Annotated in this window: 13 protein-coding genes; 6 read left to right on the top strand and 7 right to left on the bottom strand. The window is 74.3% G+C overall.

Annotation, left to right across the window (positions count from 1 at the left end; genetic code table 11):
* Window positions 1-198: hypothetical protein (locus CRM73_RS15195; RefSeq protein ID WP_229588307.1), on the top strand; the 198-nt coding region annotated here is incomplete at its 5' end.
* 49 nt (window positions 199-247) lie between these two features.
* Here CRM73_RS15195 and CRM73_RS15190 read toward each other — a convergent pair.
* The gene (locus CRM73_RS15190; protein ID WP_109243135.1) at window positions 248-1,330 is read right to left on the bottom strand and encodes an aromatic acid exporter family protein; all 1,083 of its coding nucleotides are present in this window, start codon (window positions 1,328-1,330) and stop codon (window positions 248-250) included.
* An 81-nt stretch (window positions 1,331-1,411) separates the two neighbouring features.
* On the opposite strand from CRM73_RS15190, the gene CRM73_RS15185 reads away from it, so the two are divergent.
* Together CRM73_RS15185 and CRM73_RS15180 are read left to right on the top strand one after the other, a co-directional pair.
* Complete coding sequence (locus CRM73_RS15185) at window positions 1,412-1,822, top strand: CrcB family protein (protein ID WP_144835770.1); 411 nt, start codon at window positions 1,412-1,414, stop codon at window positions 1,820-1,822.
* Complete coding sequence (locus CRM73_RS15180; RefSeq protein WP_109243137.1) at window positions 1,819-2,190, top strand: CrcB family protein; 372 nt, start codon at window positions 1,819-1,821, stop codon at window positions 2,188-2,190. Before CRM73_RS15185 ends, CRM73_RS15180 begins: the two co-directional genes overlap by 4 nt.
* 20 nt (window positions 2,191-2,210) lie before the next feature.
* Here the strand turns inward: CRM73_RS15180 and CRM73_RS15175 are convergent, their stop codons facing one another.
* From CRM73_RS15175 to CRM73_RS15160, 4 genes are all read right to left on the bottom strand, one after another.
* Entirely contained in the window at window positions 2,211-3,974 is a 1,764-nt protein-coding gene (locus CRM73_RS15175; RefSeq protein ID WP_229588305.1) for an ABC transporter ATP-binding protein, read from the bottom strand.
* A 13-nt stretch (window positions 3,975-3,987) separates the two neighbouring features.
* On the bottom strand, window positions 3,988-4,950 hold the full coding sequence (locus CRM73_RS15170) for an ABC transporter permease (RefSeq protein WP_017834715.1): 963 nt from the start codon (window positions 4,948-4,950) through the stop codon (window positions 3,988-3,990).
* Window positions 4,947-5,951 (bottom strand): ABC transporter permease, encoded by a 1,005-nt coding sequence (locus tag CRM73_RS15165; RefSeq protein ID WP_017834714.1) that lies wholly within the window; start codon window positions 5,949-5,951, stop codon window positions 4,947-4,949. Before CRM73_RS15165 ends, CRM73_RS15170 begins: the two co-directional genes overlap by 4 nt.
* Before the next feature lie 97 nt (window positions 5,952-6,048).
* Window positions 6,049-7,743, bottom strand: a complete 1,695-nt coding sequence (locus CRM73_RS15160; protein ID WP_229588303.1) for an ABC transporter substrate-binding protein — start codon at window positions 7,741-7,743, stop codon at window positions 6,049-6,051.
* A 288-nt stretch (window positions 7,744-8,031) separates the two neighbouring features.
* Here CRM73_RS15160 and CRM73_RS15155 point away from each other — a divergent pair, with 288 nt between their 5' ends.
* Window positions 8,032-8,289: a DUF6480 family protein gene (locus CRM73_RS15155; protein ID WP_017834712.1), complete on the top strand. Its 258-nt coding sequence runs from the start codon at window positions 8,032-8,034 to the stop codon at window positions 8,287-8,289.
* A gap of 66 nt (window positions 8,290-8,355) precedes the next feature.
* Here the strand turns inward: CRM73_RS15155 and CRM73_RS15150 are convergent, their stop codons facing one another.
* Window positions 8,356-9,219: a VOC family protein gene (locus CRM73_RS15150; protein ID WP_035923377.1), complete on the bottom strand. Its 864-nt coding sequence runs from the start codon at window positions 9,217-9,219 to the stop codon at window positions 8,356-8,358.
* A 281-nt stretch (window positions 9,220-9,500) separates the two neighbouring features.
* Between CRM73_RS15150 and CRM73_RS15145 the strand changes: the two genes are divergently transcribed.
* Window positions 9,501-10,499, top strand: a complete 999-nt coding sequence (locus CRM73_RS15145) for a zinc-dependent alcohol dehydrogenase family protein (RefSeq protein ID WP_229588301.1) — start codon at window positions 9,501-9,503, stop codon at window positions 10,497-10,499.
* Between the two features lie 164 nt (window positions 10,500-10,663).
* A complete protein-coding gene (locus tag CRM73_RS15140) occupies window positions 10,664-12,250 on the top strand; it encodes a DUF4389 domain-containing protein (protein WP_229588299.1) in 1,587 nt (528 codons plus the stop codon).
* 58 nt (window positions 12,251-12,308) lie between these two features.
* Here the strand turns inward: CRM73_RS15140 and CRM73_RS15135 are convergent.
* On the bottom strand, window positions 12,309-12,999 hold a 691-nt coding region (locus CRM73_RS15135; protein ID WP_229588297.1), incomplete at its 5' end, for a DUF6544 family protein.

Raw genomic sequence — 12,999 nt, 5'->3', positions numbered from 1 at the left:
CCGGTCGAGGCAGCACCCGTCGAGGCAGCACCCGTCGAGACCGCGCCGGTGGAGGTCAACCCGGGTCTCAACATGCAGACGGCCGTCGCGGAGCCGGAGCAGCGTCCCGGCGCCGGCCTGGCCGCGGGCCTGCTCGCCGCGGGGATCGTCGCGAGCGCGGCGGGCGCGCTGCGCCTGCGGCGGCGCAGCCGGTCCTGAGCCGCCCGCCGTCCCGGTGGCCCCACGGGCCCCGGGACGGCGGAGACCCCTATCCCCGGGTCACGGCGCTGCTGCCGGCCGTCGGGGCGGTCGGCGGGTCCAGGACCGCCACGAGCCGGGCGAGGTCCTGGGCCGCGGCCATGACGAGCCGGTCCTCCGCCCGGGAGGGGTCGGTCAGATCGGAGTGGAGCCGGCCCACCAGGGAGCGGACCCGCTCGGCGGCCTCCTCCGGATCCTCATCCGCGGCCCACGCCCGCACCGCGTCGGCGGCGGACTGCACCGCCTCGCCGAGCCGGGCGGTCAGGGCCGCGGGCACCAGCCAGTCGTGCGCCTGGTGGTCGTAGAGCTCGCGCACCGCGTCCGTGAAGCCCCGGAGGTGGAAGATGACGTTCTCGAGCTTCAGCAGGGAGTCGTAGCCCGGGTCCCCCGGGTCCGCGGCGGGTCGTCGCCGCCGCCGGAGCACCATCCGGGGGTTGCCGCGGGCGCTGCGCGCCGACTCGTCGACCGCCTCGCGCACCTCGCCGGTGATCCGCACCAGGGAGTGGTTGCGCCGGCGCCAGTCCCGTCCCCCGGTGGTCCCGGGCTCGGCGAGCTCCCCGGCGACGTCCTCGAGGTAGTCGACGACGACGTTCTGCAGCCGGTCGAGCTGCAGGCGGGCCGTGCGGAAGTCCAGGGGCGGGAGGACCGTCACGTTGACGAGCAGCCCGATCGCCACGCCCACCGACATCTGGACGAGGAAGCCCGCCGAGAAGCCCTCGGCGTCCTGGCCGCCGACGATGAGGACGAACAGGGCGCCGACCGGGACGTACTCTGCCCCGGCCCCGAGCCGGCGGATGCCCGCCAGGAGCACGCCCACGCCGACCGCCACCGAGACCGTCACGAGGTTGGGGTCACCGACCAGCAGGACCCCTGCGGCCAGCATGATGCCCAGGGCGATGCCGGCGACCGTCTGCAGCCCCGCCCGGACCGAGCCCAGGACGGTCGGGTACATCGCGGAGATCGCGCCCAGCGGGGCGTAGTACGGGTAGTCGTCGATCACGCCGGGCATCCGCTGGGCCACCACCCAGGACAGGGCCACGGCGAGCGAGGTCTTGAGGGCCAGGAGGATCCGGGCGCCGCGTATCGTCTGCACCCGGACATCCTACGGACCGGCCGGTAGGATCGAGCCCGCCGACCGCTCCCCCCGGGGAGCCCGCCCCGAGGAGCACCCCCCATGAGCCGACCGCCGCACCGGCGCCTGCTGCTGGTCCTCGCCGTGGGAGCCGGCGGCGCGCTGGGCACCGGCGCCCGCCACGGTCTCGCCCAGCTGGTGCCGACGGTGGCCGGCTGGCCCCTGGCCACCCTGACCGCGAACCTGCTCGGGGCGTTCCTGCTGGGGATGCTCCTGGAGGCCCTCCTGCGGCGCGGTGCGGAGACCCCCCGCGGGATGCTGCTGCGCCTCGGCGCGGGCACCGGGGCGCTGGGCGGCTTCACGACGTTCTCCTCGCTCGCCCTCGAGACGGAGCGGCTGCTGACCGGCGGGGCCGCGGGACAGGCGCTGGCCTACGTGGGGATCTCGCTGTTCTGCGGGTTCCTGGCGTGCCTCGCCGGCACCGTCCTCGCGGCCCGCGGGCGGCGCGCGTGACCGCCCTGCTGATCTGCCTCCTCGGCGGACTGGGCGCGATGGCCCGGTTCGCGGTGGACGGGACCGTGCGACAGCGGTGGGGGACGTCCTTCCCCGCCGGGACCGTGGTCGTCAACGTGAGCGGCTCGTTCCTGGCCGGTCTCCTGTCCGGGGCCGCACTGGCCGGGGTGCTGGGCGGGCCCGCGGCGTCGGTCGCCGTGATCGGCTTCTGCGGCGGATACACCACCTTCTCCACCGCGATGGCCGACACCGTGCGGCTGGTCCGGGACGGCAGGACGCTCCGGGCGGTGCTCAACGCCGCGGGCACCGGCGCGCTGACCGTGCTCGCGGTGCTCGCGGGGCTGGCCGCGACCGCACCGCTGCGCTGAGCGCGGCCGCCCGGCCGGTCTCAGACCCCCACGCGCAGCTCGTTGCCGGGGATGGAGGCCAGCAGCTGCCGGGTGTACGGGTGCTGCGGGTCGGTGAAGATCTCCTCGCTCGCGCCCGCCTCCACCAGCCGGCCGTCCTTCATCACGCACACCTCGTCCGAGATCAGCCGGACCACCGCGAGGTCGTGCGAGATGAACAGGTAGGACAGCCCGAACTCGTCCTGGAGCCGCCCCAGCAGGTCCAGGATCTGCTTCTGCACGAGCACGTCGAGCGCGGACACCGGCTCGTCGCACACGATCAGCTCCGGCTGCAGGGCGAGCGCCCGGGCGATCGCCACGCGCTGGCGCTGGCCGCCGGAGAGCTCGTTGGGGTAGCGGCTGACCGTCGAGGGCGGCAGGGCGACCTCCTCGAGCAGCCACTTCACCCGGTCCTGGCGCTCCGCCCGGGTGCCGCGGCCGTAGGTGGACAGCGGCTCCTCGACGATCCGCCCGATCGTGAACATCGGGTTGAGGGACGAGTACGGGTCCTGGAAGATCGGCTGGACCCGCTGCCGGAACGCGGCCAGCTGCCTGCCCCGGAGTCCTGTCACGTCCTGGCCGTCGAAGCGGATCGACCCGGAGGTGGGCTCGTAGAGCTTCAGCAGCATCCGCGCCGTCGTCGTCTTCCCCGACCCGGACTCGCCCACGATCGCCACGGTCCTGCCGCGGGGCACCGTGAGGGAGACGTCCTGGACCGCGGTGAAGTCCGCCTGGCCCAGCCGCCCCTTGAAGACCTTGGTGAGGTTCTCGATCACCACCAGCGGCTCCCGCGCGGCGGCCCCGGCCGCCTCCTGGGCGGCGGGGGCCGCGACGCCTCCCGCCGTCGGGCCCGAGGCCGACGGACCGGCCGCCGCCGGAGCCGCCGCCGTCGTCCCCGCTCCCGTCCGGCCCGGCGACGGGACGGCCTGCCGGCCCACCCGGGCCGCGGCCACCGAGGGCGCCGCCTGCACGAGGCGGCGGGTGTACTCGTCCTGCGGGTCCTCGAGCACCCGGGCGGACGGGCCGGCCTCGACGATCCGCCCGCGGTGCATCACCACGATGTCCTGGGCGCGCTCCGCGGCCAGGCCCAGGTCGTGGGTGATGAGCAGCACGGACGTGCCGATCTCCTCGGTCATCCGCTCGATCTGGTCCAGGATGGTGCGCTGCACGGTGACGTCGAGGGCGGACGTCGGCTCGTCGGCGATGAGCAGCCGCGGCCGGCAGGCGAGCCCGATCGCGATGAGCGCGCGCTGGCGCATGCCCCCGGAGAACTCGTGCGGGTACTGCCGGGCGCGCCGCTCGGGCTCGGGCAGCCCCGCGGCCGCGAGCGCCGCCACGACCTTCTCGTCCACGTCCCGGCGGGTGGCCAGTCCGTGCACGAGCAGGGTCTCGGCCACCTGGCGGCCGACCGTGGTCACGGGGTTGAGGTTGGACATGGGGTCCTGCGGGACGAGCCCGATCTGCCGGCCGCGGATCCGCCGCATCCGCGCCTCGTCCAGGCCCACGAGCTCCTGGCCCGCGAATCGGACGGAGCCGCCGGTCACCCGGCCGTTGCCGGGCAGCAGCCCGATCACGGACATGGCGGTGGTGGACTTTCCCGAGCCGGACTCCCCCACGATGGCGAGGGTCCGGCCCTCGCGCAGCGTCAGGGACGCCTCGTGGACGGCCTGGACCGGTCCGTTCATCGTGCTGAAGGCCACGGCGAGGTTCCCGACCTCGAGCAGCGGGGCGGGGTCCGCCCCCGGGGCGTGGTTCTCCGGTCTCATCGGTCGGTGCACCTCACGCGGTTCGTGACTTGGGGTCGAGGGACTCGCGCAGGGACTCCCCCAGCAGGGTGAAGCCCAGGGCGGTGACGGCGATGCACAGGCCGGGCAGGAACGCCAGCTGCGGGGCGATCGACAGCTCGGCCTGGGCGTAGGTGAGCATGCGGCCCCACTCCGCCGTCTGCGGCACGCCGCCGCCCAGGCCCAGGAAGGACAGGGCGGCCGCGTCGATCACCGCGGTGGCCAGCGTCAGGGTGCCCTGGACGATGACCGGCCCGGTGCTGTTGGGCAGCAGGTGGCTCATGGTGATGGTGCGGCGGGACAGGCCCAGGGTCTGGGCGGCGAGGATGTAGTCGGCGCCCCGCTGGGACAGCATCGAGGATCGCAGCAGGCGGGCGAAGATGGGCACCTGGGAGGCGCCGATCGCGATCATCACGGCCCACTGGCTCTGCCCCATGATCGCGGCGATGGACACCGCGAGCAGCAGGTTGGGCACGGAGAGCAGGATGTCCACGAAGCGCATGATCACGCTGTCCACCCAGCCGCCGAGGCCGCCGGCCAGCAGGCCGAGGACCATTCCGCCGACCAGGCCCAGGGCGGTGGAGACCACCCCGATCACCAGGGAGGCGCGGGCCCCCCAGATCAGCTTGGACAGCAGGTCCCCGCCGAAGCGGTCCAGGCCCAGCGGATAGCCCTCGACCTCGCCGGGGCCGGGGATGGTGGTGGGGGTGATCTCGGTGCGCCCGGGCAGCTCCTCGCCGCCGAACGGGGCGAGCCACGGGGCCAGGAGGGCCACGAGCAGGAAGACGCCGACGATCACGGCCCCGGCGATGGCCGCGGGATTGCGGCGCAGCCGGCGGAAGGCGTCCTTCCACAGGCTCGTGCCGACCGCCGCGGTGGTGCCCGGGGTGGTCGTGACGGCCTCGGGGCCCTCGGTGTGCGAGGGGCCGGAGGGGGCAGGAGGAAGTGTGGCGCTCACTGGACACGCACCCGGGGGTCGATGAGGCTGTAGGAGATGTCCACCAGCAGGTTGATCAGGGAGTAGGCCAGGGCGATGAAGATGATGAAGCCCTGCAGCACGGGGTAGTCGAGGGTGAAGATCGCGTCCCGCAGGAACCGGCCGATGCCGTTGAACGCGAAGACGGTCTCGGTGAGCACGGCCCCGGAGATCAGCAGGCCGGTCTGCAGGCCGATGGTGGTGACCACGGGGAGCATGGCGTTGCGCAGGATGTAGCGGCCGCGGATCAGACCGCGCGTCAGGCCCTTGGCGCGGGCGGTGCGCACGTAGTCCGCGCTCTGGACCTCCAGCACGGAGGCCCGGGTGATGCGCACGATGATCGCCAGCGGGATGGTGCCCAGGGCCACGCCCGGCAGGACCAGGTGCAGGAGCGCGTCCCACGCCGCATCCCACTCGCCGGTGAGGAGGCCGTCGAGGACGAAGAAGTTGGTGTGGTGCGTCGCGTCGATGCGCGGGTCCTGCCGTCCGTCCGCCGGGAAGAGCGGGACCTGGATCGCGAGCAGCCACTTGAGGATGAACGCCAGGAAGAACACGGGGACGGTGACGCCCAGCAGGGACAGCACCACCGAGGAGTGGTCCAGGAGCCTGCCGCGGTGGCGGGCGGCCACGTAGCCGAGCGGGACCCCGATGCCCACGGCGAAGACCAGCGCCACGAGCGAGAGCTCCAGGGTGGCGGGGAAGCGGGTGAGGAACTCCTCGACCACGGGCCGGCCGGTCACGATGGAGGCGCCGAAGTCCCCCCGGAGGAGCTGGCCCGTGTAGACGACGTACTGCTCGAGCAGGGGGCGGTCGAAGCCGTAGACCTCGTTGATGCGGGCCACGGCCTCGGGGGTGGCCTTGTCCCCCAGCAGGGCGGTGGCCGGCCCGCCGGGCAGGGCGCGGACCCACGCGAAGAGCAGGACCGACAGGCCGAGGAGGGTGGGGACGAGCAGGGCGAGCCGCTTGCCGATGACGCGGAGCATTCCGGTCCTTCCGGACGGAGAGGGGCAGAGGGGAGGACCGCCGGGAGGACGGCGGGGGCGGCCCGGGGCGGCGCGCTGCGCCGCCCCGGACCCGGGCTCACTCGCTGAGCTCGATCCTGTTGAAGACCTCGTCGTTGACCGGGCTCACCGGGTAGGACTCCACCCGGGGATCGAAGGCCAGCGACGGCGCCGGGTTGGCCAGGGGCACCGCCGGCAGCAGCTGCATGATCTGCTCGTTGATGTCCTCGTAGACCGGCGTCTGCTCCTCGACGCTGGTCAGCTCGCGGGCCTCGGCCAGCGCCCGGAACAGCTCGGGCTCCGCGAAGCCGAACTCGGGCTTCTCCCGGCCGAAGAACACGCCCACGAAGTTGTCGGTGTCGTTGTAGTCGCCGGTCCAGCCGAGCAGGTGCAGGTCGTGGTCCGGGGTGCCGTTGATGCGGTCGAGGTAGTCCGGGGACCACTTGTCCGGCTGCGGGTTCACGGTGATGCCCACCTCCTCCAGCTGCGCGGTGAGCGTGGTGAACGTCTGCTCGGGGTTCGGCATGTAGGGGCGGGAGACGCCGGTCGGGTAGCTGAAGTCCAGCTCCAGGCCGTCGGCGTAGCCGGCCTCCGCGAGCAGCTCGCGGGCCCGCTCGGGGTCGTACTCGTACTCGGTGACGTCCTCGTTGTAGCCGTTGACGGACTCCGGGATGAACTGGGTGGCCACCGTGGTGCCCTCGGGCAGCGTCTGGGAGACCAGGGCCTCCTTGTCGATGGCGTGCGCGATGGCGCGGCGGACGTCGACGTCCGCGAGCTCCTCCTGCGCCTGGTTGAAGCCGAGGTACAGGATCGTGAACGGGTCGCGGGTGACCACGTTGTAGCCGGCGTCCGTCAGGGCCTGGGTGTCGGCCGGGGCCACCAGGTCGTACCCGTCCACGCTGCCGGACTCGAGCGCCTGGCGGCGGGCCTGGGGGTCGTCGATGATCCGGAAGATCACGTCGGTGACCTGGCCCTGCTCGCCCCAGTAGTCGTCGTGGGCGGCCAGGACCACCTGGTTGCCCACGTCCCAGGAGTCGAACCGGAACGGCCCGGTGCCCACCGGGTGGCCCTGGGCGTACTCGGAGAGCTCCGGGGACTCCTCCGTGCCGCCGGCGGTGTCCGCGCCGTACTCCTCGAGGGCCGTGGGGGACTGCATGGCGAACGCCGGCAGGGACAGGGCGGCGATGAAACCGGCGAACGGCTTGTTCAGGGTCACCTCGGCCTCCCCCTCCCCCGTGGCCTCGCAGCCGGAGTAGATGGCGTCCTCGGGGGCGTCCGCGAAGCCCTTGAACAGCGAGCCGTAGTAGTAGGCCATGTTCTCGGACTGCAGGAGGCCCTCGAAGTTGTACCAGCGCTCGAAGTTCGCGCAGACGGCCTCGGCGTCGAACGCCGTGCCGTCGTGGAAGGTGACGCCCTCCCGGAGCTGGAACGTGTAGGTCCGGCCGTCCTCGGACTGCTCCCACGACTCGGCGAGCAGGGGCTCGGGGTCCGCCGAGCCCTCCTGCACGCCCACGAGACCCTCGAAGATCTGGCGGGAGACGCGGAAGGACTCCCCGTCCTGCGCGAACGCCGGGTCGAGGGTCTTGGGGTCGGACGACGCCGCGAAGACGAACGTGCCGTCGACGTCGCCGCCGCCGGCGGCCTGGGTGGCGCCGGCTCCCCCCTCCTCGCGATCCGAGGAGAGGCATCCGGTGAGGACGAGGGCGGCCACGGCGGCCAGGGAGGTGACGGCGAGGGGGCGGCGGGCGCGCACCGGACGGAATGGCGTGGACATGAACGGACTCCTCGAGGGGCGAGCGGCAGGACCGGCTCCGGGTGGCGGAGCGGGGACGCGGGTCCCCGGACTGCCGGCAGGCGTGTGACGGGTACCACACGGTACAAGTGATACCACGAGTTGCACTCAAGTCATCTCATGCCCGCGTGGCGGGCATGTTTCCGATCGCGCACACCGGTTCGTCCGTTCCCGGCGCACCCGGGCGACCCCGACCGTTTCACCAGCAAGCTTGCTATTCTGCTGGGAGCACCCGTTCCAGCACGTCCCACCGGAAGAGAGCAGGACCCCGTGGCCGAGATCAATCCCGAGCAGGCACGCAACGACCCGAAGAAGGCCGGTGACGCCCTGAACGAGGAGTCCGGCCTGAGCATCGAGGGCGACACCCCTCCCGACGCCGGCTCGGGCGTGGGCCCCACCAACCCCGAGCTCGACGTCGACCGGCCCGGCGACTCCTCGAAGGGGAAGCTCGCGCTGGCCGTCATCATCGGCCTCGTGGCGCTGTTCGTGGTGCTGTGGTTCGTCGGCGCCGTCGTGGGGATGTTCTGAGCCCGCCGACCTGAGGCACCCGACCGTCCCGGCCCGCCGCCGGGCGGGGGCGGGCCGGGACGGCGCTCACGGCCGGCCGGCGTCCCCGTCGGCGCCGTCGTCGTCCGGGTCGGCGTCCTCGTCGTCCTCCTCCGTCCAGTCCTCCGAGGACGGGCCCATCATGGCGAAGCGCTCGCCGTCCGGGCCGGCGGCGAACACCAGCTCCCCGTAGCCGAACTCCTCCGGCTCCTGGACCAGCGCGCCTCCCGCGGCGACGACCCGCTCGGCGGCGGTGTCGGCGTCGTCGACCTCGAAGCAGACCCACCACAGCGGCGGCGCCTCCTGCAGGTGGTCGACGTCCTCGGCGGCCACGCCGATGCCGCCGGCCGAACGGTCCATGCCCGGGACCGTGAACACCGCGTACGCCTCGTGCCGCGTCCCGATGTCCTGGTACGTGTAGCCGAAGACCTCGGCGTAGAACCGCTCGGCGGCTGTCTGGTCGGTGGTCAGGAGGTCGCACCAGGCCACGGTCCCGTGCTTGCCGACGATGCTGAACCCGGTGTGCTCCTGCGGCTGCCACACCCCGAAGGCCGCCCCCGTGGGATCGATCCACACGCCCATGGTGCCGAAGCTGCCCACGGCCATCGGCTCGAACAGCTGCCGGGCACCGGCCGCCACCGCGGCCCTGCCCGTGGCCACGATGTCGTCGGACGCGAGGTAGACCGCCCACGCGTGCGGGTCGTCCTCCATCTCGGGCAGCGCGGGGGACATCCCCGCCACCGGCTGGCCGTCCACCAGGGCGTTGCAGTAGCCGCCGTACTCCGGGTCCGAGGGCGTGAACCGCCACCCGAGCACGCTCGCGTAGAAGTCCATGGAACGGTCGAGGTCCGAAACCATGATGTCCGCCCAGCACGGAGCCCCCGTGGGCCATCGGTCGATGCGCTCGGTCATCCCTGAGTCCTCTCGTCGCGCGCCGGATCGGGTTCCGCCCGGGTGCCTGCGACGCGGGCCGCACCCGCGCGGTCCTTCGTCCCCCCATGCTCGTCCCCCGCGTCCCGATTGGGAACACCTCCCGCCGAGAAGCGGGGGCGGCCCGCCCGGCCCCGGGCTCCGGGGCCAGGCATTAACATTCCTCGTTTCCTGACGGCGCCCCCGATCCGTTCCTAGACTCGGAGCCAGGACAGGGGGCACGGCCGCGGCCGGAGCCCTCCCGGGGGATCGACGAGGACAGCATGCGTGCGTGGTGGATCGATGAGCCCGGTCCCGCGGCCGGCGGGCCGATGCGCTTCGGGCAGTGCCCCGACCCCGTGCCGGGGCCCGGGGAGCTGCTCCTCCGGGTGCGGGCCTGCGGGGTGTGCCGCACCGACCTGCACCTCGTGGAGGGCGACCTCCCGCTGCACCGGGCGGGGGTGATCCCGGGCCACGAGATCGTCGGCGAGGTGGTGGGCGCGGGTCCCGGCTGCGCCCGGTTCCGGAAGGGCGAGCGCGTGGGCGTCGCGTGGCTGCGGCACATCTGCGGCCGCTGCCGGTTCTGCCGCCGGGGCCGGGAGAACCTCTGCACCGCCCCGCGCTTCACCGGGTGGGACCAGGACGGCGGCTACGCGGAGCTCACCCTGGCCCCGGAGGCCTTCGCCTACCGTCTGCCCGAGGAGTTCGACGACGAGCACGCGGCCCCCCTGCTGTGCGCCGGGATCATCGGCTACCGGGCGCTGCGGCGGGCCCAGCTGCCGCCCGGGGGCCGGCTGGGCATCTACGGCTTCGGCGCGTCCGCCCACCTCGCTGCCCAGGTGGCCCTGCACCAGGGCGCGGAGGTCCACGTCATGACCCGCTCGGAGGCGGCGCGCGAGCTGGCCCGCGACCTGGGCGCCGCCTTCGTGGGGGAGGCCGACGAGCCTCCCCCGGTGCCGCTGGACGCGGCGATCCTCTTCGCCCCCGTGGGCACCCTCGTCCCCCCGGCGCTGCGCGCCCTGGACCGGGGCGGCACCCTGGCCGTCGCCGGGATCCACCTCAGCGACGTCCCGGCCCTCGACTACGCCGCGGAGCTCTTCCAGGAGCGGCAGCTGTGCAGCGTGACCGCCAACACCCGGCAGGACGGCGAGGAGTTCCTGCGGCTGGCCGCCCGGCTGGGGCTGCGGCCCACCACCGTCCCCTACCCCCTGCGCGCCGCGGACCGGGCCCTCGCCGACCTGGCCGCGGACCGGATCACGGGGGCCGCCGTCCTGCGCGGGTGAGCCCCGGCCCCACAGGCCCCGGGCCCGGCCGGGACCGAACCGCACCGCAGGGACCGCACCGCAGGGCAGCGGACCCGGGAAGCACATCGAAGAGACCACCCGCCGACATCCCGCGGACGCCCCGCACCGGGCTCCGGCCACCGCCCGACTCCTCAGGAGCTCCCGTGAACGAGCACCCCGCCTCCCGCCCACCCCGTCCGGCCGACCGGCAGGACGCTCCGCGCCGCACCAGACCCGGGCAGTGGGTGCTGCTGGTCCTGGGCACCCTGCTGACCGCCCTGGGCCTGGCGGCGCTCGTGAGCGGTCTGGTCCTCGCCGGCGCGGCCGCGGCCCAGCAGGACGGGCGCTTCCTCACCGCGTCCCCGGACCGGCACCAGACCATCACCTACGCCCTGGTGGGCCCGCCCGCCGTGCTCGACGTCGGCGACGCCCAGCTCTCCCCCGTGCCCTTCCTCGACCAGCTCGGCAGGGTGCAGGTGCGCGTGACGGCCGCCGACCCGCAGCAGGACATCTTCGTGGGCGTGGCCGAGACCGCCGACGTCGACCGGTACCTCGACGGCGTCGCCCACGCCGAGCTCGGCCGCGCCACGGAGTCCGGGGACGACACGCGGGCCCGGGTGTCCGGCGAGCGGGTGCCCGACCGGCCCGGGAACCAGACCTTCTGGGCCGACTCGGACCAGGGCCCCGGCACCCGGGAGCTGACCCTGGACCTGCGCTCGGGCAGCTGGACGCTCGTGGTGATGAACGCCGACGCCACCCGGCCGGTCTGGGCGGACCTGCAGCTCGGGGCGCGCTCCGACCTCCTGGGCCCCCTGGCCGGCGGCCAGCTGGTCGGCGGGCTGGCCGGGCTGGTCGTGGGTCTCCCGCTGCTGCTGCTCGGCGCCGCCGGACTCGGCCGGGACATCGACCCGCGCACCCCGCCGCGCGGCACGGGCCCGGGCGCGGCCCTCGCCGAGGACCCGGGGCGGGACCGGACCCCGCCGCCGGTCTCGCCCGTGCGCCTGACCGGCTTCCTCGACGCGGGGCTGTCCCGGTGGCTGTGGCTGGTCAAGTGGCTGCTGGTGATCCCGCACCTGATCGTGCTGGCCGTGCTGTGGTTCGCCCTGGTGGTCACCACGGTCGCCGCCGGGTTCGCCATCCTGTTCACGGGCCGGTACCCGCCCTCGTGGTTCTCCTTCAGCGTGGGGGTCCTGCGGTGGAGCTGGCGGGTGGCGTTCTACTCCTACTCGGCCCTGGGCACCGACCGGTACCCGCCCTTCACCCTGGCCCGTGCGGACCATCCGGCGCAGCTGGAGGTCGCCTACCCGGAGCGGCTCTCCCGCGGTCTCGTGCTCGTGAAGTGGTGGCTCCTGGCGATCCCGCACCTGCTGATCGTGGGGGTGCTCACGGGCGGAGGCACGTGGAGCACCACCCGCAGCGGCGACGACGGCACGACGACCACCAGCTGGGGACCGTCCCTGCTCGGGCTGCTCGTGCTGGTGGCCGCCGTGGTCCTGCTCTTCACGGGCCGATACCGTCCCGAGCTGTTCGCGCTGGTCATGGGCATCAACCGCTGGGTCAACCGGGTCCTCGCCTACGTGCTGCTCCTGCGGGACGAGTACCCGCCGTTCCGGCTCGACCAGGGGCCGGTCGAGCCCCGGTCCCCCGCGGCGGCGCCGGTGCCCTGGTCCTCCCCGGTGCCCGACCGGCCGCACGACCGGCCGCAGGACCGGCCCGGGGACGGACCGGTCGACCAGGGACCGAACCGCTGACCGCACGGTCTCCCGGGCAGGTCGCCCCGTTCGGGGAGTCCCGTCCCGGGAGGACCGCTCAGCGGAACCGGACGCCCTCGATCCGCGCCCGGAAGAACTCGCCCTCGGCCTGCCGGTCGGTGCCCCAGGCCCAGCCGGCGCGCAGGACGGTGGCCACGCGCACGCCGGCGAGATCGGCCTCCTCGGAGAACGCGACCCCGAAGGGGTGGCGGCCGTACCCGGTGCCGTCGGGGTCGCCCCACCGCTGCATGCGCAGCTCCCGGAGCCGGCCGTCCGGGTCGACCCGGATCAGGGCGTCCTCGCGCTCCCCGTCGAGGACCCAGGTCATGACGGCGGTGTCCGGGACGGACCCCTCGGACCACGCGGCGGCCGGGCAGGCCGACGGCACGACGACCGCCTCGCCGGCGAGCCGCCCGGCGGCGCTGCGCGTGATGTCCGGTCCCGCGGCGGACAGCACGGGCACGAGGCCCAGCAGCCGCCACCGCAGCTCGCCCCCGCCGGGCCCGTACCGGTCGTAGCCCGCGACCGGCAGGCCGAGGACCCGGGTGCGGGCGGCCCAGACGAAGCCGATCCCGGGGGTGATGAGCTGCCGGGCGGAGAAGGGGCGCCACGCCCCGCCGAGCCGGATCTCGCCGCGCATCGACAGCTCCGCCGAGACCCACGCCGGGGTGCCGGGCGGCACGGCGTGCCCCAGCCAGCGGCGCGCGGGCTCGGGCAGGCCGGCGAACGCCGCGGTGTCCACCGGGGGC

Origin of the sequence: Kocuria sp. CCUG 69068, from assembly GCF_020833785.1 — a bacterium.
In the GTDB taxonomy this organism is placed as follows: Bacteria; Actinomycetota; Actinomycetes; order Actinomycetales; family Micrococcaceae; genus Kocuria; species Kocuria rosea.
Note: the sequence above shows the minus strand (reverse complement) of the source record. Positions and strands in the feature narration are given on the sequence as shown.